This window comes from Microbacterium sp. Bi98, assembly GCF_918698045.1.
Classification (GTDB): Bacteria; Actinomycetota; Actinomycetes; order Actinomycetales; family Microbacteriaceae; genus Microbacterium.
In genome coordinates, this window is sequence record NZ_CAKKLK010000005.1 from 111,641 (window position 1) to 133,514 (window position 21,874).

The 21,874-nt window shown below is 68.9% G+C and carries 23 protein-coding genes and 1 pseudogene; 14 read left to right on the forward strand and 10 right to left on the reverse strand.

From position 1 onward, the window contains the following. Nucleotides 1-68 precede the first annotated feature (68 nt). From LQZ85_RS10050 to LQZ85_RS10075, 6 genes are all read left to right on the forward strand, one after another. Nucleotides 69-1,736 carry an ABC transporter substrate-binding protein gene (locus LQZ85_RS10050; RefSeq protein ID WP_056276428.1) on the forward strand — a complete coding sequence of 556 codons (1,668 nt, stop codon included), beginning with the start codon at nucleotides 69-71 and terminating at the stop codon, nucleotides 1,734-1,736. A 71-nt stretch (nucleotides 1,737-1,807) separates the two neighbouring features. Then, complete coding sequence (locus LQZ85_RS10055; RefSeq protein ID WP_053098568.1) at nucleotides 1,808-2,632, forward strand: ABC transporter ATP-binding protein; 825 nt, start codon at nucleotides 1,808-1,810, stop codon at nucleotides 2,630-2,632. Next, nucleotides 2,629-3,435 carry an ATP-binding cassette domain-containing protein gene (locus LQZ85_RS10060; RefSeq protein WP_056276431.1) on the forward strand — a complete coding sequence of 269 codons (807 nt, stop codon included), beginning with the start codon at nucleotides 2,629-2,631 and terminating at the stop codon, nucleotides 3,433-3,435. Before LQZ85_RS10055 ends, LQZ85_RS10060 begins: the two co-directional genes overlap by 4 nt. Continuing rightward, nucleotides 3,432-4,520: an ABC transporter permease gene (locus LQZ85_RS10065; RefSeq protein WP_053098570.1), complete on the forward strand. Its 1,089-nt coding sequence runs from the start codon at nucleotides 3,432-3,434 to the stop codon at nucleotides 4,518-4,520. Before LQZ85_RS10060 ends, LQZ85_RS10065 begins: the two co-directional genes overlap by 4 nt. 1 nt (nucleotide 4,521) lies before the next feature. Then, a complete protein-coding gene (locus tag LQZ85_RS10070; RefSeq protein ID WP_230100863.1) occupies nucleotides 4,522-5,646 on the forward strand; it encodes an ABC transporter permease in 1,125 nt (374 codons plus the stop codon). Continuing rightward, the gene (locus LQZ85_RS10075; RefSeq protein ID WP_056276434.1) at nucleotides 5,646-7,892 is read left to right on the forward strand and encodes a glycoside hydrolase family 3 N-terminal domain-containing protein; all 2,247 of its coding nucleotides are present in this window, start codon (nucleotides 5,646-5,648) and stop codon (nucleotides 7,890-7,892) included. The genes LQZ85_RS10070 and LQZ85_RS10075 overlap by 1 nt, the downstream gene beginning before the upstream one ends. Nucleotides 7,893-7,909: 17 nt before the next feature. Here LQZ85_RS10075 and soxR read toward each other — a convergent pair whose 3' ends face one another. Beyond that, on the reverse strand, nucleotides 7,910-8,386 hold the full coding sequence (gene soxR / locus LQZ85_RS10080; protein WP_053098572.1) for a redox-sensitive transcriptional activator SoxR: 477 nt from the start codon (nucleotides 8,384-8,386) through the stop codon (nucleotides 7,910-7,912). A 79-nt stretch (nucleotides 8,387-8,465) separates the two neighbouring features. Between soxR and fdxA the strand changes: the two genes are divergently transcribed. From fdxA to LQZ85_RS10095, 3 genes are read left to right on the forward strand one after another with little or no spacing between them, the layout of a single operon-like run. Next, nucleotides 8,466-8,792: a ferredoxin gene (gene fdxA / locus LQZ85_RS10085; protein ID WP_053098573.1), complete on the forward strand. Its 327-nt coding sequence runs from the start codon at nucleotides 8,466-8,468 to the stop codon at nucleotides 8,790-8,792. Next, nucleotides 8,789-9,313: a flavin reductase family protein gene (locus LQZ85_RS10090; RefSeq protein WP_053098574.1), complete on the forward strand. Its 525-nt coding sequence runs from the start codon at nucleotides 8,789-8,791 to the stop codon at nucleotides 9,311-9,313. The genes fdxA and LQZ85_RS10090 overlap by 4 nt, the downstream gene beginning before the upstream one ends. Nucleotides 9,314-9,323: 10 nt before the next feature. After that, nucleotides 9,324-9,953: a superoxide dismutase gene (locus tag LQZ85_RS10095; RefSeq protein WP_056276437.1), complete on the forward strand. Its 630-nt coding sequence runs from the start codon at nucleotides 9,324-9,326 to the stop codon at nucleotides 9,951-9,953. A 173-nt stretch (nucleotides 9,954-10,126) separates the two neighbouring features. Here LQZ85_RS10095 and LQZ85_RS10100 read toward each other — a convergent pair whose 3' ends face one another. Next, complete coding sequence (locus LQZ85_RS10100) at nucleotides 10,127-10,531, reverse strand: arsenate reductase ArsC (RefSeq protein ID WP_053098576.1); 405 nt, start codon at nucleotides 10,529-10,531, stop codon at nucleotides 10,127-10,129. After that, a complete protein-coding gene (locus LQZ85_RS10105; protein WP_056276440.1) occupies nucleotides 10,528-11,862 on the reverse strand; it encodes an NAD(P)-binding domain-containing protein in 1,335 nt (444 codons plus the stop codon). Before LQZ85_RS10105 ends, LQZ85_RS10100 begins: the two co-directional genes overlap by 4 nt. Nucleotides 11,863-11,945: 83 nt before the next feature. Between LQZ85_RS10105 and LQZ85_RS10110 the strand changes: the two genes are divergently transcribed. From LQZ85_RS10110 to nhaA, 3 genes are all read left to right on the forward strand, one after another. Then, nucleotides 11,946-12,287: a metalloregulator ArsR/SmtB family transcription factor gene (locus LQZ85_RS10110; RefSeq protein WP_053098578.1), complete on the forward strand. Its 342-nt coding sequence runs from the start codon at nucleotides 11,946-11,948 to the stop codon at nucleotides 12,285-12,287. A gap of 51 nt (nucleotides 12,288-12,338) precedes the next feature. After that, the gene (locus LQZ85_RS10115; RefSeq protein ID WP_200955149.1) at nucleotides 12,339-12,512 is read left to right on the forward strand and encodes a hypothetical protein; all 174 of its coding nucleotides are present in this window, start codon (nucleotides 12,339-12,341) and stop codon (nucleotides 12,510-12,512) included. Nucleotides 12,513-12,576: 64 nt separating this feature from the next. Continuing rightward, on the forward strand, nucleotides 12,577-13,857 hold the full coding sequence (nhaA, locus tag LQZ85_RS10120) for a Na+/H+ antiporter NhaA (protein WP_056276443.1): 1,281 nt from the start codon (nucleotides 12,577-12,579) through the stop codon (nucleotides 13,855-13,857). Between the two features lie 246 nt (nucleotides 13,858-14,103). Here nhaA and LQZ85_RS10125 read toward each other — a convergent pair. The 3 genes and pseudogenes from LQZ85_RS10125 to LQZ85_RS10135 form a co-directional block, all read right to left on the reverse strand. Then, a pseudogene (locus tag LQZ85_RS10125) lies at nucleotides 14,104-14,382 on the reverse strand (SUMF1/EgtB/PvdO family nonheme iron enzyme); the annotation flags it as partial. Between the two features lie 75 nt (nucleotides 14,383-14,457). Further along, entirely contained in the window at nucleotides 14,458-15,468 is a 1,011-nt protein-coding gene (locus LQZ85_RS10130; protein WP_056276449.1) for a LacI family DNA-binding transcriptional regulator, read from the reverse strand. Between the two features lie 90 nt (nucleotides 15,469-15,558). Next, on the reverse strand, nucleotides 15,559-17,220 hold the full coding sequence (locus tag LQZ85_RS10135) for a glycoside hydrolase family 13 protein (RefSeq protein WP_056276450.1): 1,662 nt from the start codon (nucleotides 17,218-17,220) through the stop codon (nucleotides 15,559-15,561). Nucleotides 17,221-17,359: 139 nt separating this feature from the next. Between LQZ85_RS10135 and LQZ85_RS10140 the strand changes: the two genes are divergently transcribed. Beyond that, entirely contained in the window at nucleotides 17,360-17,788 is a 429-nt protein-coding gene (locus LQZ85_RS10140) for a DUF1761 domain-containing protein (RefSeq protein ID WP_053098583.1), read from the forward strand. Here the strand turns inward: LQZ85_RS10140 and LQZ85_RS10145 are convergent. Further along, complete coding sequence (locus tag LQZ85_RS10145; protein WP_056277679.1) at nucleotides 17,785-18,234, reverse strand: VOC family protein; 450 nt, start codon at nucleotides 18,232-18,234, stop codon at nucleotides 17,785-17,787. The two genes, LQZ85_RS10140 and LQZ85_RS10145, sit on opposite strands and share 4 nt — an antisense overlap. A gap of 155 nt (nucleotides 18,235-18,389) precedes the next feature. Between LQZ85_RS10145 and LQZ85_RS10150 the strand changes: the two genes are divergently transcribed. Beyond that, entirely contained in the window at nucleotides 18,390-19,646 is a 1,257-nt protein-coding gene (locus tag LQZ85_RS10150) for a hypothetical protein (RefSeq protein WP_056276453.1), read from the forward strand. A 524-nt stretch (nucleotides 19,647-20,170) separates the two neighbouring features. Here the strand turns inward: LQZ85_RS10150 and purQ are convergent. The 3 genes from purQ to LQZ85_RS10165 all read right to left on the reverse strand — a co-directional run bounded on the left by purQ (nucleotide 20,171) and on the right by LQZ85_RS10165 (nucleotide 21,734). Next, the gene (purQ, locus tag LQZ85_RS10155) at nucleotides 20,171-20,878 is read right to left on the reverse strand and encodes a phosphoribosylformylglycinamidine synthase subunit PurQ (protein WP_053098585.1); all 708 of its coding nucleotides are present in this window, start codon (nucleotides 20,876-20,878) and stop codon (nucleotides 20,171-20,173) included. After that, entirely contained in the window at nucleotides 20,875-21,123 is a 249-nt protein-coding gene (gene purS / locus LQZ85_RS10160) for a phosphoribosylformylglycinamidine synthase subunit PurS (RefSeq protein WP_053098586.1), read from the reverse strand. Before purS ends, purQ begins: the two co-directional genes overlap by 4 nt. An 80-nt stretch (nucleotides 21,124-21,203) precedes the next feature. Next, entirely contained in the window at nucleotides 21,204-21,734 is a 531-nt protein-coding gene (locus tag LQZ85_RS10165; protein ID WP_056276456.1) for an adenine phosphoribosyltransferase, read from the reverse strand. Between the last annotated feature and the right edge of the window lie 140 nt (nucleotides 21,735-21,874).

Sequence of the window (21,874 nt, forward strand, 5' to 3'; positions counted from 1 at the left end):
GCGAATGCAGTCGGATGCCCGGGCACCGACAGCCACACAGCACAACGACCCGTGCCCAAGGAGAAGCAATGAAGCTCAGAAAGTCCATGATCGTCGTCGCGGCGATCTCCGCCCTCGGCGTCTCGGCCCTCGCCGGCTGCGCAGCCGGCGGATCGAACGACGGTGACGCCGGATCAGGCGGCGCAGCACTGACGATCGCCAAGCCCGACGGCGCGATCACCACCGAGTCGAACAACCCCTACGTCGGCGACTCGTCGGCGTCGAAGTACGGCTACGGCAAGGTCATCTTCGAGACCCTCGGTCTCGTCAACCAGACCGGCGACCGCGAGGTCACCCCCTGGCTCGCCGAGAGCATCGAGTGGAACGACGACTACACGGCCCTCACCGTCGTGCCCCGCAAGGACGTCACCTGGAGCGACGGCGAGCCGTTCACCGCCGACGACATCGTCTTCACCTACGAGCTCGTGTCGACCCCCGAGCTCGACACCGCCGGCCTCAAGTTCGAGGGGGCGACCGTCGAGGGCGACGCCGTCACCCTGAACTTCGGCGAATCGAAGTACGTGAACCAGGCGCGCGTCCTGCACGTGCCGATCGTGCCGAAGCACATCTGGGAGAACCTCGACGAGCCGGCCACCGACCCCGTCAAGGGCGACGACCTGGTCGGCACCGGCCCCTACGCCCTGTCGAACTGGTCGACCGAGTCGGTCACGCTCGAGGCCCGCGACGACTACTGGGGCGGCGATCTCGCGGTTCCCGAGCTGCACTACGTCTCGTACGGCGACAACACCGCTCTGACGACGGCTCTCGCGCAGGGCGAGGCCGACTGGGCGCAGGCGTTCATCCCGCAGATCCAGGAGCAGTTCCTCGACGCCGACCCCGAGCACAACAAGTTCTTCGTCGCGCCGACCACGGGTTCGGCGACGCTGTTCATGAACCTGCAGCAGAAGCCGTTCGACGATGTGGCGTTCCGCCAGGCGCTCGCCTGGGTCATCGACCGCGACGCCTACGTCGACATCGCCCGTGAGGGCGCGAGCGAGCCGGTCTGGTCGGTGACCGGTCTGTCGTCGATCCTCGAGGACGAGATCCAGCCCGAGTTCCAGGGCGAGGAGTACTCGGTCGACGCCGAGAAGGCGCGCGACCTGCTCGAGAGCGCCGGATACACGTGGAAGGACGACGCGCTGATCGACCCCGACGGCACGCCCGTCTCGTTCACGCTCTCGGTGCCCTCGGGCTGGAGCGACTGGAACACCGCGCAGGAGCTCATCGCCGAAGACGTCACCGAGGCCATCGGCGCCGAGGTCAAGATCGACATGCCCGACTGGGGCGGCTGGGCAGGCCCCCGCGACGACGGCTCGTTCTCGGCCATCATCCACTGGCTGGAAGACAGCGGCACGGCCTACGGCCTGTACACGTCGACGATGGACCCGCGCTGGATCTCGCCCGAGGGCATCGCCGGGTTCAACTTCGGACGCTTCGAAGACCCCACGGCCACCGAGGCGCTCAACACCTACGCGAACGCGTCGTCCGATGAGGAGCGCACTGCGGCGATCACCACCCTCGAGCAGATCTTCGTCGAGCAGGTCCCGGCGATCCCGCTGGGCGCGCACCCGCTTCTCGGCGAGTACAACACCCGCAACTACGTCGGGTGGCCCTCGGAGGACGACCCGTACGCCTCGGGCGACCCGACGCAGCAGAACATCGTGCAGATCCTCACGAAGCTGAAGCCGGCCGAGTAAGCAGTCCCGGAGGGGCGGATGCAGCGGCATCCGCCCCTCCCACCGACCTCCCGACCGACGAAGGACCCCTCATGTCAGAACCACTGCTCAGCGTGCGCGACTTCTCGGTCGTGTACGACGTCGACCCTCCCGTAGAGGCGGTGAAGAACGTCACGCTCGAACTGCAGAGAGGCGAGATCCTCGGTCTCGCCGGGGAGAGCGGATGCGGCAAGACCACGCTCGCCTACGGCGTGCAGCGTCTGCTCCGGGCCCCTGCGGTGATCGCGGGCGGCAGCGTGACCTTCCACGATGCATCCGGTGTCGACGTCGACATCAACGCGCTCGACGTCGAGGCGATGCAGAAGTTCCGCTGGGACAAGGTCTCGATGGTGTTCCAGGGTGCGATGAACGCACTGAACCCGGTGGCGACGATCGGCTCGCAGCTCGAGGACGTGTTCGAGATCCACCGCCCTGACATGACGCGACGGCAGCGCAGGGCCGAGGCCGAGGAACTGCTCGAGATCGTCAAGGTCGGGCGTCAGCGCACCCGGTCGTTCCCGCACGAGCTCTCCGGCGGCATGCGCCAGCGTGTCATGATCGCGATGGCCCTGGCGCTGCGCCCGCAGCTGATGGTCATGGACGAGCCGACCACGGCGCTCGACGTGCTCGTGCAGCGGGAGATCCTCAAGCAGATCTCGCAGCTGCGGCACGAGTTCGGCTTCTCGGTGATCTTCATCACCCACGACCTTCCGCTGCTGCTCGAGATCAGCGACCGCATCGCCATCATGCGCGAGGGCGAGATCGTCGAGCTGGCCTCCGCCGAGCAGATCTGGACCGACCCGCAGAACGACTACACGAAGACCCTGCTGTCGTCGTTCCCCCGACTCACCGGTGCGAGAGGAGTGCTGACCCGATGACCACTCTCGAGTTCGCCCACGTCAGCAAGATCTACAACGTCCGCGGAGCCGGCCAGCTCAAGGCGCTCGACGACATCAGCTTCACCCTGAACTCCGGCCAGACCATCGGTCTCGTCGGCCAGTCGGGCAGCGGCAAGTCGACCATCGCGAAGATCCTCACCCAGCTCGAGACGCCCACGTCCGGCGAGGTGCGGCTCGACGGCGCACCCATCCCGCGGCACGGCAGGGGACTGCGGAAGTACCGCCAGCAGCTGCGGATGGTGTTCCAGGACCCGTTCGCCTCGCTCAACCCGTACCACTCGATCCGCTATCACCTCGAGCGCCCGATCCGTCTCGACGACGTCGTCCCCAAGAAGGACACCGAGGCCGAGGTGCGCCGACTGCTCGAGCGTGTGCGCCTCGACGCGGATGCCGTGATCGACCGCCGCCCTCATGAGCTGTCGGGCGGCCAACGTCAGCGCGTCGCCATCGCCCGTGCGCTCGCCTCGCGGCCGTCGCTGCTCGTCGCCGATGAGCCGGTGTCGATGCTCGACGTGTCGATCCGTCTCGGAGTGCTGAACCTGCTCGCCGATCTCCAGCGCGAGGAGGGCCTCGGCGTGCTCTACATCACCCACGATCTCGCCACCGCCCGTCACTTCAGCGACAAGATCATGGTGCTGAACCAGGGTCGGGTCGTCGAGTACGGCGACGCCGACGACGTGATCCTCACCCCGCAGGACCCCTACACGCGCGAGCTGCGGGCGGCGTCGCCCGACCCCGACAAGCACTTCGCGACGACAGGCTCGCACGGAGGTGCACTGTGACCACCGCATCCCCCGATCTGGGTCAGATCGACCAGGAGAACCGCGACGCGCTCGAGGTCGGCACCACCGCGACCGTCGCGCAGAAGGGGCGAGCCGTCGTGCCCTGGCGGTTCTTCGCCGGTCGGGCCGGCTTCTACCTGTTCACGCTGTGGGCGGCCATCACGATCAACTTCTTCCTCCCGCGGTTCATGAAGGGCGACGCGGTCAGCTCGTACCTCGCGCGCAACCGCAACATCAGTCCCGAGGCGGCGGACTCGCTGCGGGCGCTGCTCGGCATCGACACCGACAAGTCGATGTGGCAGCAGTACATCGAGTACTGGGCGATGCTGTTCCGCGGCGACCTCGGCATCTCGACACTGCACGGCCTGCGTCCGGTGAGCGAGGTGCTGGCATCCGCTCTCCCGTGGACGCTCGGCCTCGTCGGTCTCGCCACGATCATCTCGTTCGCGCTCGGCACGGTCGGCGGCGCGATCGTCGGCTGGAAGCGCGGCAGCAGGCTCGACGCCCTCATCCCGATCACGACGTTCTTCAACACGATCCCGTACTTCTGGCTCGGTCTCATCGCGATCGCGATCTTCTCGTCGACCCTCAAGTGGTTCCCGTCGTCGCACGCCTATGACAAGGGGCAGTCACCCGAATGGAGCCTCGACTTCATCGGCCAGGTCATCGTGCACGGCACCCTGCCGGCGGTCACGATCATCATCGCCTCGCTCGGCGGATGGATGCTGGGCATGCGCAACATGATGCTCACGGTGCTCGACGAGGACTACATCACCGTCGCCCAGGCCAAGGGCATGCCGAACAGGCGGGTGCTGTGGGCGTATGCCGCTCGCAACGCGGTGCTGCCGCAGATCCAGAGCTTCGCCCTCTCGATCGGGTTCATCGTCGGCGGCACGATCGTCATGGAGATGGTCTTCAGCTACCCGGGCGTCGGCAAGCTGCTGCTCGACGCCACGAACGCGAAGGACTTCGCCCTCATGCAGGGCGTGTTCCTCGTGATCACGCTGTCGGTGCTGGTCGCCAACATCCTGGCGGACATCGTCTACGCATACCTCGACCCGCGCACGCGCCAGACGGAGGCCTGACATGAGCGTTCCCACCTCGACCGACACGACCGCGCCCGACGGCACCACGATCCCCACCGGGATGCCGGAGACTGCCACGTTCCGCACGGCCCGCGGCGACCAGCCGAGCCGCAAGACGTTCTGGTCGCAGCTCGCACAATCGTTCGCGATGTTCCGCAACCCCAAGTCGATCGCCGGCCTGATCATCCTCGGGGTGTTCGTGCTGATCGCGATCTTCGCCCCGCTTCTCGCGCCCTACGGGGCCACGCAGAAGGACCGCACCGCGCTGCGTCAGCCGCCCTCGTTCGACCACTGGCTCGGCACCACCCACATGGGCGAAGACGTGCTCAGCCAGCTCATCTTCGGCACGCGCGGTGTCGTCGTGGTCGGATTCCTGTCGGCGATCATCGCCACCGTCATCGCGATCACGATCGGCGTCATCGCCGGATACGTGCGCGGGTGGAAGAGCGAGTCGCTGTCGGCGCTCACGAACGTGTTCCTGGTGATCCCCGGCATCCCGCTGATCATCATCGTGGCGTCGCAGTTCGAGAACCCGCCGCTGATCGTGATCGCCGCAGTGCTGGGCCTCACGGGCTGGGCATGGGGCGCGCGCGTGCTGCGCGCGCAGACCATGTCACTGCGCAACCGCGACTTCATCCAGGCGGCGCGCGCCAACGGCGAACCGCTGCACCGCATCATCACCGTCGAGATGCTGCCGAACCTCATGGCGCTGATCGCGTCGAGCTTCGTCGGCACCGTCACCGCCGCCATCCTCGGTCTGACGACCCTCGCCTTCATCGGGGTGATCCCGGTGAGCAACCTCAACTGGGGCACCATCCTGTTCTGGGCGCAGCAGAACGGCGCCTTCCCGAGGCTGTGGTGGTGGTACGTGCCCGCAGGACTCTGCATCGCGATCATCGGCGTCGCCCTGTCGCTCATCAACTTCGGCATCGACGAGTACGTCAACCCGAGGCTGCGGTCGGCCGGTGAGCGTGCCCGCGCGATGAAGAAGAAGGGGCTCGACGTGAACGATCCGGTGACGGCGGTGCGCAGCGCGCCGACGACCGACTCGGGTACCGTGCAGAGCGCGGCGACAGCGACGACGACCCATACGAAGACCGACAAGAAGACACAGAACGCCGAGTGATGACCTCTCAGACCCTGACCGAATCCCTGCCCTACCTCGACCCAGAACTGCCGATCGCCGCGCGCGTCGCCGACCTCCTCGACCGCATGACGGTCGAGGAGAAGATCGGGCAGATGCTGCAGCTCGACGCTCGCGACGACCTCGACGATCACGTGCTGGGCAAGCACGTCGGCTCGATCCTGCACACCTCGCCGGAGCGCATCATCCGGGCGAACGAGCTGACCGCCCAGACGCGACTGCGCATCCCGCTGCTCGTCGCCGAGGACTGCATCCACGGCCACTCCTTCTGGCCGGGAGCGACGATCTATCCGACGCAGCTCGGCATGGCCGCCACGTGGGACGCCGAGCTGGTCGAGAAGGTGGCGAGGGCCACCGCGGTCGAGGTCGCGGCGACCGGCATCCACTGGACCTTCTCCCCGGTGCTCTGCATCGCACGCGACCTGCGCTGGGGCCGCATCGACGAGACGTTCGGCGAAGACCCGTTCCTCATCGGCGAGCTCGCCTCCGCCATGGTGCGCGGATACCAGGGCGAGGGCCTCGACGACCCCACCGCGATCCTCGCGACGGCGAAGCACTTCGCCGGCTACTCCGAGACGCAGGGCGGGCGCGACGCCAGCGAGGCCGACATCTCGCGGCGCAAGCTGCGGTCGTGGTTCCTGCCGCCGTTCGAGCGGGTGGCCCGTGAAGGATGCCGCACGTTCATGCTCGGCTACCAGACCACCGACGGGGTGCCGATCACGGTGAACGACTGGCTGCTCAGCGATGTGCTGCGCGGCGAGTGGGGTTACACCGGCACGCTCATCACCGACTGGGACAACGTCGGACGCATGGTCTGGGAGCAGCATGTGCAGCCCGACTACGCGCACGCCTCGGCCGCGGCGGTGAGCGCGGGCAACGACATGGTGATGAACACTCCGGGCTTCTTCGCCGGAGCTCTCGAGGCGGTGTCGAACGGCCTGCTCGCGGAGGACGCCTTCGATGACGCCGTGGCGCGCATCCTCACGCTCAAGTTCGAGCTGGGGCTGTTCGAAGACCCGCGACTTCCGCAGGCGGACCTGGATGCCGTGGTCGGCAGCGCCGCCCACGCCGAGCTCAACCTCGAGACGGCCCGCCGTTCGATCGTGCTGCTCGAGAACGACGGCGTGCTGCCGCTCGACGCGTCGGCGCCGCTGACGGTCGCGGTCGTCGGGCCCCTCGCCGACGACGCCCAGACGCAGCTCGGCGACTGGGCCGGCGGATCGGGTCAGGCCGGATGGCTCGACGGACAGCCGCGCGAGATGATCACCACCGTGCTCGACGGTCTCGCCGGTACCGACGGATGGTCGGTGACGCACACGCGCGGCGCCGAGATCCTCACGCTCGACGACGATCCGCGGGGCACGAAGTTCCCCGACGGGCAGCCCCGGCCCTCGGTCGTCGTCCCGAGCGCACCCGACGACACGATGATCGCCGAGGCCGTCGCTGCGGCCGAGGCGTCCGATGTCGTGGTCGCCGTCGTCGGCGACCGTATCGAGCTCGTGGGCGAGGGCCGCTCGACGGCGACGCTCGAGCTGATCGGCGGACAGAACGCGCTGCTCGACGCGCTCATCGCGACGGGGAAGCCCGTCGTCGTGGTGCTCCTGGCCTCGAAGCCGCTCGTGCTGCCGGCATCCGCATCGAAGGCCGCCGCCGTGATCTGGGCGGCGAACCCCGGCATGCAGGGCGGCCGCGCGCTCGCCGAGATCATCTCTGGTGCGGTCGAGCCGTCGGGGCGCCTGCCGATCTCGTTCGCGCGCCACGTCGGGCAGCAGCCGACGTACTACAACCAGATCCGCGGCCAGCACGGCGACCGCTACGCGGACCTCACGCAGTCTCCCGCGTGGGCGTTCGGCGAGGGGCTGTCGTACTCGACGGTCTCGTACGGCGAGCTCTCGCTCGACACCGACCGGCTCGGTCTCGCCGACACGATCGTCGCCGAGGTGACGGTGACGAACACCGGTTCGCGCCCGGTGCGCGAGACGGTTCAGGTCTACGTCCGCGACTCCGTCACGAGCGTGAGCTGGGCCGACAAGGAGCTCAAGACCTACCGCCAGGTCGACGTCGCGCCCGGAGAGTCGGCGCGCGTGCGGCTCGAGGTGCCGGTCGCCGAGTGCTCGATCGTGGATGCGGCCGGCAACCGTCGCGTCGAATCCGGCGCGTTCGAACTGCTGGTCGGTCCGAGCTCACGCGAAGAAGCCCTGCGGAGTGCTGCGTTCACCGTGGCATGAGTCTGCGACGAGGGCGCTCAGGCGTCCTCGTCGCGGAGGCGCTGCGGCCCCGCGCCCTGACTTCCCAGGGCATCGTCGGGGTTGAGCAGACCGCACGCCTTCATCGACAGGCATCCGCAGCCGATGCATCCCGTCAGCTCTCGTTCGAGTCGCTCGATGCCCTCGCGGCGCTTCTCGAGTTCGCGCTTCCAGCGCCGTGACGCCCGCTGCCAGTCGGCGTGACTCGGGGTCTGCGTGAGCGGGACGTCGGCGAACGCGTCCTGCACATCCGACAGCGGGATGCCGAGGCGCTTCGCCACGGTGATGAGCGAGACCCGGCGCAGCATGTGTCGGGCGTAGCGGCGCTGATTGCCGGCGGTGCGCGTCGACGCGATGAGACCGAGGCTCTCGTAGAAATGCAGGGCGGACGGGGCGACGCCGGTGCGCCTGCTCATCTCGCCGATCGTCAGCGGCTCGTCGGGTCCGTGCGCAATCCGGTCCGGATCGGTGCTCATCGCGGCCTCCTCGATTTGACCTCAAGTGTACTTGAGGTCATACGGTGGCAACCGTGACCCGAACGGAGACCGCCACCCGATGACCTACGTGATCGCCCTGCCCTGCGTCGATGTCAAGGACCGTGCGTGCATCGACGAATGCCCTGTTGACTGCATCTATGAGGGCGAACGCTCGCTGTACATCCACCCCGACGAATGCGTCGACTGCGGCGCGTGCGAACCCGTCTGCCCGGTCGAGGCGATCTACTACGAAGACGACCTGCCCGACGAGTGGCAGGACTACTACAAGGCCAACGTGGAGTTCTTCGATGAGCTCGGGTCGCCCGGTGGCGCCGCGAAGCTCGGCATCATCGAGCGCGACCACCCGATCATCGCCGCACTTCCGCCCCAGGAGGCACCCGAATGAGCAGTCAGCAGCACCCCGCCGCGCCGGTTCCGTCCGAGGTCGGTGAAGGGCTCAAGGCCGCGTTCCGCGCGCATCCGGCAGGGGTCGCGATCATCACGGCGATGACCCCTGCCGGTCCCGTCGGTCTCACGGCGTCGAGCGTCGCATCCGTCGCGGTCGACCCCGCGGCGATCGTGTTCTCGGTCACCAGGGCCACCGGCAGCGCGGGCTCGATCCTCAACGCCGAGTCGTTCGTCGTGCACCTGATCGACGACGAGCACTCGGCCCTGGCGCAGAGCTTCGCGGTGAGCGGCGCCGACCGCTTCACCCCCGAGCAGGGGTGGGGCACCCTTCCGACCGGTGAGCCGTACCTCGCCGAGGCGCGCGCCGCGATGCGCGGTCACACGATGTCGACGGTCGCGGTCGGCTCATCGACCGTCGTGGTCGCCGAGATCGACGAGGTGCTGCTCGGGCGGGCGGGCCGACCGCTCGTCTACCTCGACCGCCGATTCCACTCACTCCCCACCGATCAGAACGACTGAAAGGAACAGCATGCCCACTCCGTACACCCTTCCCGAGCTACCGTACGACTACTCGGCGCTCGCCCCGCACATCTCCGGCAAGATCATGGAGCTGCACCACTCGAAGCACCACCAGGCCTACGTCACCGGTGCCAACACGGCGCTCGAGCAGCTCGGCGCGGCCCGCGAGTCCGGCGACTTCGCCGCCGTGAACAAGCTCGAGAAGGACCTCGCGTTCAACCTCGGCGGTCACATCAACCACTCGGTGTTCTGGGAGAACCTGTCGCCCGACGGCGGCGGCAACCCCGAGGGCGAGCTGGAGGCCGCGCTGACCGACGCGTTCGGTTCGATCGACGCCTTCCGCGCCCACTTCACCGCCACCGCGCTCGGTGTGCAGGGTTCGGGCTGGGCTGTGCTCGCGTGGGACAGCGTCGGTGCGCGTCCGGTCATCTTCCAGCTGTTCGACCAGCAGGGCAATGCCCCGCTCGGCGTCACGCCGCTGCTGCAGCTCGACGTCTGGGAGCACGCCTACTACCTCGACTACCTCAACGTGCGCGCCGACTACGTCAAGGCGTTCTGGGAGCTCGTCAACTGGTCCGACGTGCAGCGCCGGTTCCAGGCCGTGCAGGAGAAGGCCGCGGGCCTCATCGTCGCCCGCTGAATCTCACGGATCTCCTCCCGGCGCCAGCGCGTCGGGAGGAGATTCGCGCCGCATTGCCGCCAGCCCGCCGCATTGCGGCCAACGCGCCGCATCGGGAGGAGATCCGCGATCCGGAGGAGGATGCCGCGGCATCCGCCCTCCGGATCGCAGATCTCCTCCCGATTGAGCGAGCGTCAGGCGAGCAGTTCGCCCGCGAGCGCCTCGATGCGACGGCGGATGTCGTCGCGGATCGGGCGTACGGAGTCGATGCCCTGCCCGGCCGGGTCGTCGAGCTCCCAGTCCTCGTAGCGCTTGCCGGGGAAGAACGGGCAGGCGTCGCCGCATCCCATCGTGATCACGACATCAGAAGCCTGCACGGCCTCGGTCGTGAGCACCTTGGGCTGCTCGGCGGTGATGTCGATGCCGAGTTCGCTCATGGCCTCGACCGCGATCGGGTTGATCTGGTCGGCGGGCATGGATCCGGCGGAGCGCACCTCGATGCGGTCCCCGGCGACCTCTCGCAGAAAACCTGCGGCCATCTGCGAGCGTCCGGCGTTGTGCACGCACACGAAGAGGACGGAGGGCTTGGTGGTGGTCATGATGTCTCCAGGGTAGGCGAGCGTGCGGGGTCGAGGGTCGTCAACGGTGTCCTGCCGATCTGCAGCACCGCCGGAGCCGCGCAGCAGCTGCCCGCGTTGTCATCGAAGTCACCGGACCCCCCGCATACCCCGGTCGCGGGCAGGGTGAGTTCGTTGCGGGCCGCGCCCTCGTGATCGCCGGCGAGGTGGGCCGCGACGCTGCGCACCTGCTCGTAACCGGTGAGGGCGAGGAAGGTCGGAGCTCGACCGTAGGACTTCGCGCCGACGATGAAGAGGCCCTCCTCCGGCTGCGTGAGCTGTCGGGCACCGGTCGCGCCCACCGAACCGCAGGAGTGGATGTTGGGGTCGATCTCGGAGGCGATGCCGGCGACCGCATCGAGAGCGGGGTCGAGATCGATTCGGAGTTCGCGCAGGATGCCGGTGTCCGGCCGGAATCCGGTGAGCGCGAACACGTGCGCGATCTCTGCCATCTCGCGTCCGTCTTCGGCGACGATCACCAGGCCCCTCCCGTCCCGCCGGAACTCGGCGACTCGGAATCCTGTCACCACCTCGACGACACCGTCATGGACCACCTTCGACACCCGAGAGCCGAGCGCTGCGCGTTCGGGCAGCTGATCTCCGGCGCCGCCCCCGAGAACGTTCGCGGCGCTCCCTCGGCGGAGCAGCCAGGTGACGCGGGTCCCCGGCGACCGGCGGGCCAGTTCGCTCAGGCGCAGCACGGCGTGCGTGGCGGAGTGTCCCGCTCCGACGACGACCACATGCGAGCCGGCGAGCCCGGACACGTCGTCGGGGATGCGGTAGGAGATCAGATCGGATGCCGCGGCCTCGCCCACGGCGGGGAAGCCGTCTGCGCCCGCAGGGTGGGGGAGACCCCAGGTGCCGCTCGCGTCGATGACCGCCCGGGCGAGGATCCGCGACTCGGTGCCGTCCGTGTCGAGGGTGTGCACGACGAACGGCTGGTTCCTGCGTCCGGACTCGACGACCTTGTCGCGACCCTGGCGAGCGACGCCTGTGACGGCGGTGCCGTACCGGATCCGCTCACCGAGTGCGCCCGCGAGAGGCGCCAGGTAGTCGCTCACCCATTCCGCCCCGGTCGGACAGCCCGCGGTCGGTGCGGTCCACCCGGTCGGCTCGAGCAGGTGACGCGCGGCGGCATCCGTCAGCTCGGGCCACGCCGAGAACAGGCGCACGTGGCCCCATTCGGAGACCGCGGCGGCAGGGCCGCGCCCGCGTTCGAGGACGACGACGTCTTCGCGGCGTTCGACGAGATGCGCCGCCGCGGCGAGACCCTGCGGCCCCGCGCCGATGACGACGATGGGAAGCTCGGACACGACATCTCCTCAGATCGAAACACTTCAATATGAGAAGCGTCGCCCACGTATCGAAGATTGTCAATACGTGAGAGGATGAGCGTATGACGCTTCCGGTGACGATCGAGCAGACGGGCTGCTGCACGCCGCGCGCGGCATCCGCTCTTCCGCTCGCCGAGGCTGAACGGATCGCCCGCCTGTTCAAGGCGCTCGGCGACCCGACGCGCATCCGCCTGCTCTCGCTGATCTCGTCGGCCGCGGGTGGCGAAGCCTGCATCTGCGACCTCACCGATCCGGTCGGTCTGTCGCAGGGCACGGTCTCGCATCACATGAAGCTGCTGGCGGACGCCGGACTCGTCACGCGTGAGCAGCGCGGCAAGTGGGCGTACTTCTCCCTCGCCGAGGGCGCTCTCGACGCCGCCGGCGACGCGCTGCGAGCCGTCTGATCCTGCTGCGCTCCTCAGGTCGGCGTGCGGTCATCCCGATAGGCTGATTCCATGGCCCTCCTCTCGATCGCCGGTTTGGCGCGCGCTCCGCATGAGCTGCGCTCGGCGACTCCGATGAAGGAATGGATGCGCGTCGTGCTCCACCCGGGCACGAACGGGTGGACCAGCGTCTGGGGCACTCTCTCGCACGGCGAGATCGCGGGCTGCCCGCCGCCACGCGACTAGACCGCGCCTCTGTGGGGTGCGGTCTTCCGCGTCGTTCACCCCTTCTCTCGCGTGAGGTCTCGTCATGTCTGCTTCTCCTGTCCGCACCCGTCCCCGTCTCCGCCTGGCTCCCCATGAGCTGTGGCGAGGCATCCGCTCCAACGCCCGCAGCGAGGTGCTCGGGGGTTCGCTGTTGCTCGCCGCCACCGTCGCCGCGCTGATCCTCGCCAACACCCCCGCCGTGTCGTGGTACGAGTCGGTGCGCGACTTCACGTTCGGCATCCCCGAGCTGCATCTCGATCTGAGCATCGGGGCCTGGGCCGCGGACGGCCTGCTCGCGATCTTCTTCTTCGTCGTGGGTCTCGAGCTGAAGGAGGAGTTCGTCACCGGCCGACTGCGCGATCCGCGTCAGGCGGCGCTGCCGATCGCCGCAGCCGTCGGCGGGGTGATCGTGCCGGCGATCATCTTCGCCCTGATCAACGCGGGCGACGGCGACGCCCTGCGCGGCTGGGCCATCCCGACCGCCACGGACATCGCGTTCGCGGTCGCCGTGATCGCCGTGGTCGGGAAGTTCCTCCCACCGGCGCTCCGTGTCTTCCTGCTCACACTCGCGATCATCGACGACCTGATCGCCATCACGATCATCGCGACCTTCTACACCGACTCGATCAGCTTCCCCTGGCTGACTCTCGCGCTGCTGCCCCTCGCAGGATTCGCGCTGCTCGTGCAGAAGGGCGTGCGGGCGTGGTGGATCCTGATGCCTCTCGCGATCGCCGTGTGGGTCTGCATCCATGCCGCCGGCATCCACGCGACCGTCGCCGGAGTCCTCCTCGGTTTCGTCGTTCCTGTCATCCCGACCGAGCGCGCTCGGGTGCCGCGGGGGACGGATGCCGACGGCGAGCCCCTCTACGACGGCCTCGCCCCGCACTTCGCCGACCGGTGGGGTGTCGTGGCGACGCTGTTCGCCGTGCCCGTGTTCGCCTTCTTCGCGGCGGGCGTCACGATCGGCGGACTCGCGGGGCTCGCGTCGGCGCTGACCGATCCGATCGCGATCGGCATCATCGTCGGCCTCGTCCTGGGCAAGCCGATCGGGATCCTCGCGACCACGTTCCTGCTCAGCCGGGTGCCCGCTCTGCGTCTCGACGAGTCGCTGCGCTGGCCCGACCTCGCCGGCATGGCATTCCTCGCGGGAATCGGATTCACCGTCTCGCTGCTCGTCGGAGAGCTGGCCTACGGGTCGAGTTCGGTCGCCGACGAGCACGTCAAGATCGGCGTGCTCCTCGGCTCCCTGATCGCCGCGGTGATCGGCGGGCTGATGCTCGCGAGGCGCAACGCTCTCGCCCGCCGATCGCTGCTCGACGCCTGAGGGCGACGGTCAGGAGCTGCCGACCGTCGACTGCAGCTTCGCCATCACCTGGGTGATCGTGAACGATGCCGATTCCTGGCGAGCGGGGAACTCGGCAAGGGTGTGCAGCATGTTCGCCACATACGCCTGGGCCGGGATGAACAGGAAGATGTGGTCGAGCACCCAGTCCCAGTAGGTGTTCGAGGTGATGTCGGCGCGCTCGAACGGATCGGTGCGCAGATTGAAGAGCTTCGGGAACCGCAGCTTGCGCCAGTTGCGCAGGTCGGTCGGGCCGGCGGTCGGCGTGAAGACCGTGGAACCGGGCACGAGGTCTTTCGGATCCGCATCCGGAAAGGCAGCCGGGTCGAGAGGCCGCTCGGCCACGGTGATATATCCCGTGGCATCGACGAATTCCGCGTACTGCGCGTTGGTCACCTGGTAGCGGTCGATCTCGAACGAGGCGACCTCGCGCTCGTGCACCGGGCGCTCGTCGGGGTAGAAGTCCCCGGACCCCATCCGGAAGGTTCCGCCGGGGATCAGCACCATGTCGCGAATGTTCGTCACCCGCGTCAGCGTAGCGTCCGGGTCGTCGCGCGGGGCAGGATGCTCGCCCGCGTGGGGCTAGCCGACCAGGCGCGCGGTCGTGCCTCGGACGTTCAGCTCGTAGGGGAGCTCGGCCGGTATTCCCGCGGCTTCGCCGTCGGCGAGCTTCGCGAGCACGGCATCCGCCGCACGCTCGCCCTGCCCGAGGGGGAACTGGTCGACGGTGCTGAGTCGGAAGAACTCGCCGAGCTCGTGACCGTCGATGCCGACGATCGAGAGGTCGTCCGGCACGGCGAATCCGAGGTCGCGGGCGGCGAGGATCGCCCCGATCGCCATCTCGTCGGATGCCGCGAACACGGCGGTGGGTCGCGGGCCGGGGCGTCCGAGCAGCTGCTTCGCCGCGCGGTATCCGCCCTCGACCGTGAAGTCGGCGGGCTCGAGGAAGGCCGGATTCAGAGGGATGCCGGCCTTCGCCAGTGCCTTCTCGAAGCCCAGGCGACGATTCGTCGGGATGTGGAAGTCGATGTCGAACTCGGGGTTCGCGCCGATGTGGGCGATGTCGCGGTGTCCGAGACCGATCAGGTGCTCGGTCGCCAGCTGGGCCACGGCGACGTCGTCGACGGTGAGGGTGTCGAGCTTGGGGTTCGGCCCGCCGATCGCGATCACCGGCAGGCCGAGGTCGAGCAGGTACTGCGTCTCGTCGTCGTCGAGCTCGATCGACACCGCGATCACCGCATCCACTCGCTGCCGCCGCAGGAAGGTGTCGAACACGTGGCGGCGCACGTCCTTGTCGGCGGTGATGTTGTAGAGGGTGATGTCGTAGCCCTCGCGCATCAGCGCGGACGATACCCCCGACAGCACGGTGCTGAAGAACCATCGGTCGAGGAAGGGCACCACGACCCCGATGTTGCGGGTGCGGCCCGATGCCAGGCTCGACGCGCGGGAGGACACGACGTAGCCGAGCGCCGATGCCGCCTCCTGCACGCGCAGGCGGGCCGACTCCGACACATGGCCTCGGCCGCTCAGCGCGCGCGAGACCGTCGCGGTCGAGACGCCGGCGAGCCGGGCGACCTCATCGATGCTCGCCATGGGGGATCCTCTCTGAGCCGTTCCGGTCGCAGTTCGTGCCGTCGGGCGGAGCCGGGGGCGGCGCGAACTGCGACCGGAACGTCGTGCGGCTTACGCCGTGGTGTACCAGACCGCGGTGTCGACCGGCACGGCGCCACCGTCGAACGGCTGGCTCTGCAGGATCACGAACGCGTCGGTCGGCAGCGGCAGCGGCGCGGTGCCGAGGTTCGCGAGCACGTGCACGTCGCCGCGGCGGAACGCCACCGCATCTGCGCCGGCGTCTTCCCAGACGAGCGATCCGCTGCCGAAGCCGTGCTCACGCCGTCCGGCGAGCAGGCGCTTGTAGAGCGCCAGCGTCGAGGCGGGGTCGACCTCTTCGACGTCGCGCGAGTACGACGCCCAGTCGGCGGGCTGGGGCAGCCACGACGCACCGGTCTCGTTGAAGCCGAACGCCGGAGCATCCGCCTCCCACGGCAGCGGCACACGGCATCCGTCGCGACCGTAGCGCTCGCCGTTGGTGCGGAACCACGTCGGGTCCTGACGGAAGGCGTCGGGGATCTCCATCGCCTCGGGCAGGCCCAGCTCCTCGCCCTGGTAGAGGTATGCCGAACCCGGAAGCGCGAGCATCACGGTCGTCGCCGCGCGAGCGCGCGCGAGTCCGATGGCGGTGTCGGGCTTGTGCGGGGTGTTCGGGCCGATGCCCTCGCCCTGCGGGTTCTCGGCCGTGAGCGCGAGTCGCGACGCGTGGCGCACGACGTCGTGGTTCGACAGCACCCAGGTGCTGGGTGCGCCGACCTCGCCGAACGCGTCGAGGGATTCGCGGATGACAGACCCCAGAGCCTTCGCGTCCCACTCGGTCATGAGGTAGGGGAAGTTGAAGGTCTGGTGCATCTCGTCGGGGCGCACCCACAGGGCGGTCTGCTTGAGCGTCGGCATCCAGGCCTCACCGCACAGCGCGCGGTCGCCGTCGTACTCGGCCAGCACCTTGTGCCAGTCGCGGTAGATGTCGTGCACGCCGTCCTGGCCCCAGTACGGCACGTTCGCCTCGCCGCCGCCCATCGAGTCGGCGTCTGCCGGGGGCGTGTAGTCGGGCAGGCCGTCGGCCTTGATCATGCCGTGGGCCACGTCGACCCGGAAGCCGTCGACGCCGCGGTCGAGCCAGAAGCGCAGGATCGAGCGGAACTCCTCGCGCACCTCTTCGTTGTTCCAGTCGAAGTCGGGCTGCGTCGGGTCGAAGATGTGCAGGTACCACTGGCCCGGCGTGCCGTCGGCCTCGGTCACGCGCTCCCACATGCCGCCGCCGAAGACGGACTCCCAGTTGTTCGGGGGCAGCTCGCCGTTCTTGCCCTTGCCGTCGCGGAAGATGTACCGCGCGCGCTCGGGGCTGCCGGGAGCAGCCTTGAGGGCCTCCTGGAACCAGGCGTGCTGCGCCGACGAGTGGTTGGGGACCAGGTCGACGACGACGCGGATGCCGCGGGCATGCGCCTCGTTCAGCATCGTGTCGAAGTCGTCGAGGGTGCCGAACAGCGGGTCGACGTCGCGGTAGTCGGCGACGTCGTAGCCGGCGTCCCGCTGCGGGCTCGTCATGAACGGGCTCAGCCAGATCGCGTCGACGCCGAGCTCCTTCAGCGAGTCGAGCCGGCTGGTGATGCCGGGCAGGTCGCCGATGCCGTCGCCCGAGGCGTCGGCGAACGAACGGGGGTAGATCTGGTAGATGACCGCGCTGCGCCACCACTCGGAACCGGGGGCTGCGATCTGCTCAAGCTGTGCCATGGCAACAGATTAGTGCAAACGCTTACATGATTGCCAGAGCGAGCATCGAATCGATTCGGTGAGCCGATATTCTGCGCCGGTCCGCAGCCGCTTGCAGGCCCGGGAGTATGCTTCGGGCATCCGACCACAGGAGGCTGTCATGGTTCCCGAGATCAACTACTGGGCCGTTCTGCTCGCGACCGCCTCGAGCATGATCGTCGGCTCGATCTGGTACGCGCCGAAGGTGTTCGGCACCCGCTGGTCGAAGCTCGCGAACGTCGACATGGACCGTCCGGGGGCGAGCGCGACGATGGCGATCATCACCACCGTGATCGTGAGCTTCGCGACGGCGTGGGTGCTCGCCGGAGCATCCGCGATCGCCTGGCACTTCTACGACGGATCGTTCTTCTGGGCCGCCGTCGTCACCGGCGTGCTGCTGTGGGCCGGGTTCACGGCCGCGCGGTTCATCACGCACGACGCCTTCGAGGGCCGCCCGACGGCGTTGACCACCATGAACATCGCACACGAGATCGTCACGATCGTGGTCATGGCCGTGATCATCGGCGTCTGGCCGCCGGCTCTCGGCTAGCTCGCCGCGGCATCCGTCGTGAGGTCCTGCGCGAACATGACGAGGATCCCGCTCGGGCCGCGCAGATAGGTGAGCCGGTAGACGCCCTGGTAGTTCGCGACTCCTCGCAGCGGGTGATATCCGTGCCGGGCAGCAATCGCCAGGGACTCGTCGATGTCGTCGACGGAGAACGCCACCCGGTGCATCCCGATCTCGTTCGGCAGGGTCGGCTCGGTCTCGATCGCGTCGGGATGGATGTATTCGAACAGCTCGAGCTGACCGTGGCCGTCGGGTGTCTGCAGCACGGCGATCTTCGCGTGGTTGCCGTCGAGGCCGACGGCGGTGTCGGCCCATTCGCCGCTGACCTCGTCCCGACCGAGCACGGTGAGGCCGAGATCGGTGAAGAAGGCGATCGTCGCCTCGAGGTCGCGCACGGCGATGCCGACGTTCTCCAGTGTGATGGGCATGGCTCGCATGCTACTCGCGGGGCGCGACACGCCGGGCGCCTCGAAAGACTAGACCTTCGCCACTTCCGCCGAGACTTCCTGGTATGCCAGCATTTTGCACGTGACCTCCTGGTCGCCTGCGGTCGCCGACTGCGGTTCAGACCGAGGGGGTCTTCATGTCGGGTTCATCGCGCCGTTCAGCGCCATGGATGATCGCCGCCGCACTCATCGCCGCCGCGATGGTCGCGGGCGTGACCACCGCGGCCTCCGGTGATGCCCCCGCCGACGACCCGACCGCCGCACCGGATCCGACTCTGTCGGTCGCCCTCGCCTACGAGTTCCTCGATGCGCGCGTCGACGAGTTCTGCGACGGCGCGGGGCACTGCCTTCCCCGCAGCTATCAGGGAGGCTTCTTCACCGACCTGCCGACCTGGGACTTCACCCCGTCGTTCGTCTACGACGACGCCCTCGTCGTGATCGCGTACACGGCACGCGGGCTCCCCGACGACATCCGTCGGGCGCGGACCATCGGCGACACCCTGCTCTTCGTGCAGGCGAACGACCCGATCGGCGACGGCCGAGTGCGCACCTCGTACGAGCCGCACGGCATCCGTCAGGGGAGGGTCGAGATCACCGGCCCCGGCACGTTCACCGGCAACCAGGCCTGGACCGGTATGGCGCTCGCGCGTCTCTTCCACGCGACCGGCGACTCGACGTACCTCGCCGGGGCGGTGCAGATCGCCGAATGGATCCAGAACAACACCGCCGACATGGTGCGAGCGCCCTTCGGCTACACCGGCGGTCAGCTCGAGAACGGCTCGTCGCTGGAGTGGAAGTCCACCGAGCACAACAGCGATATCGCCGGCTTCTTCACGCAGCTCGCACAGCTCACCGGCGACTCCGTCTGGGCGGATCGGGCGGGCGTCGCGTCGGCCTTCGTGGCCGCGATGCAGAGCGCCGACGGCCATGTCGACACGGGCACCCTGCTGGACGGGTCGACGGTCAACACCCGCCCCATTCCCCTCGACGCGCAGACCTGGAGCTCGCTCGCCACGCGCGACCCCCGCTACGACACCTCGCTGGACTGGACGCTGACCCACCTCATCGCGACGGACGGGCAGTATCAGGGCGCGTCGATCAGCGACGCCGACGTGTCGAAGGTGTGGTTCGAGGGATCCGGCCACCTGGCGCTCGCTCTCACGCTGCGCGATGCGCCCGGTGACGCCGAACGCGTGGAGTCGCTGCTGAGCAGCATCCGCCTCGGTCAGCGCGATGCGCCCAACGGCGACGGCAAGGGGATCGTGGCGACGTCGACCGACGGCCTCGACTCGGGCTTCGGCGACCTCTACTACGCCAGCCTGCACACCGGTGCGACGGCCTGGTACCTGCTCGCCGCCGCGGGCGACAATCCCTTCGCGCTGCCCGTCGACTGACCCGTCGCGCGCCGTCACCACTGCCGCCACGTCGGGCGCGGTGCGGGGTCACTTTTGCACCGGCGGCGCGGTGCGGGGTCACCATTGCACCTCCGGCGCGGTGCGTGGTCACTATTGCACCGGAATCGCCAGTTTCGGGTGCGGAACTGGCCCCGGCTGCGGGCGCGGGTGCGGAACTGGCCCCGGCTGCGGGCGCGGATGCGGAACTGGCCCCGGCTGCGCGAGCGGGATCGGAACTGGCCCCGGCTGCGCGAGCGGGTGCGGAACCGACCCCCTCGGTGCTGGGGCCGGCGTCATCGCCCCGGTGCGGGGCCAAAAGCGCATCCTCCGCTGATGCGGGGCCAATAACGCATCCGAAACCGGCGATTCGGGTGCAGAACTGGCCCCGGCTGTGCGCGCGGGTGCAGAACTGGCCCCGGCTGCGGGCGGGGTGCAGAACTGGCCCCGGCTGTGCGCGCGGGTGCGGAACTGGCCCCGGCTGTGCGCGCGGTGCGGAACTGGCCGCGGCTGCGGGCGCCTACCGCTTACGCGGCGACGCGGGCGACGGCGGCGATCGCGCTGGTGAAGAAGTCGACGCCGTCGATGCCCGAGCGCATGGCGGCCGAGGTGTCGGGGCCGAAGCCGGCCTCGGTCGCGTGCTCGGGGTGCGGCATGAGCCCCACGACGTTGCCCGCCTCGTTGGTGAGTCCGGCGATGTCGCGCAGGGAGCCGTTCGGGTTCACGCCCGCATAGCGGAATGCCACGAGGTTCTCGCCCTCGAGACGGTCGAGCGTCTCCTCGTCGGCGATGTACCCGCCGTCGGCGTTCTTCAGCGGGATCGTGATCTCCTGGCCCGTGCGGAAGCGGTTGGTCCACGCGGTGTCGGAGTTCTCGACGATCAGCTTCTGATCGCGCCGCACGAAGTGCTGGTGGTCGTTGCGGATCAGCCCGCCGGGCAGCAGGTGCGCCTCGACCAGCATCTGGAAGCCGTTGCAGATGCCGAGGATCGGCATGCCCTTGGCCGCGGCGTCCTTGACCTCCGCCATGATCGGCGAGAGCGCGGCGATCGCACCGGCGCGCAGGTAGTCGCCGTAGCTGAAGCCGCCGGGCAGCACGAGGGCGTCGACGCCCTCGAGATCGTGCGAACCGTGCCAGAGGGCGACCGGCTCGGCGCCGGCGATGCGCACGGCGCGCTGGGCGTCGCGGTCGTCGAGCGAGCCCGGGAAGGTGATGACGCCGATGCGCGTGGTCACTCGGCGACCTCGATGCCGACGACGTCCTCGATCACGGAGTTGGAGAGCACCTCATCGGCGATGCGGCGGGCCTCGGCGAGGATCTCGTCGGTGACCTCGCCTTCGACGGTGAGCTCGAAGCGCTTGCCGATGCGGACATCGGAGAAGCCCTCGACGCCCAGACGGGAGAATGCGCCGGACACGGCCTTCCCCTGCGGGTCGAGCAGTTCGGGCTTGGGCATGACGTCGACGACGATGGTGGGCATGAACGGCTCCGGAAGTCGCGGGCGGACGGGCGTGTCCAGTCTACCGGCTCGGGACTCGCCCGATTCCCGGGTGACGGGGCTCAGGCGTGGAAGACGGTGTGCAGGTCGCCGATCGCCTCGCGGCCGCCGAGGCCGTCGATCTCGAACAGCACGGAGATGCCGACGACGTGGCTGCCCAGGCGCTCGACCAGTTCGCGTCCGGCGGCGAGCGTGCCCCCGGTGGCGAGCACGTCGTCGATGAGCAGCACGCGGGACCCGACGGGCAGATCGTCGTGCATCTCGATCGTCGCGGTGCCGTATTCGAGGGCGTAGTCGACGGATGCCGCGGGGCGGGGCAGCTTGCCGGCCTTGCGGATCGGGATGAGGCCGACGCCTGCGGCGATCGCGGCCGCTCCGGCGAGGATGAAGCCGCGTGCCTCGATGCCCGCCACGACGTCGAACTGTCCGGCGAACGGCGCGATGATCGCGTCGGTGGTCGCCTGCAGGGCCTCGGCGTCGGCGAGCAGCGGGGTGATGTCGCGGAAGATGATCCCCGCCTCGGGATAGTCGGGGATGCTGCGGATCAGGGATTCGGCGCGGACGAGGGCGGGGGAGAGATCGGTGTCGGGCACCGGTCAAGGCTACGCGAAAGGCTCGGGCTTGACACCGTGGGAGCGCTCCCATAGAGTCACTGGACAGTGCATGGGAGCGCTCCCACAGGAATCCTCACGGGAAGCCATCACGGAAAGCCCCCGCACGACCCCGAGCACCA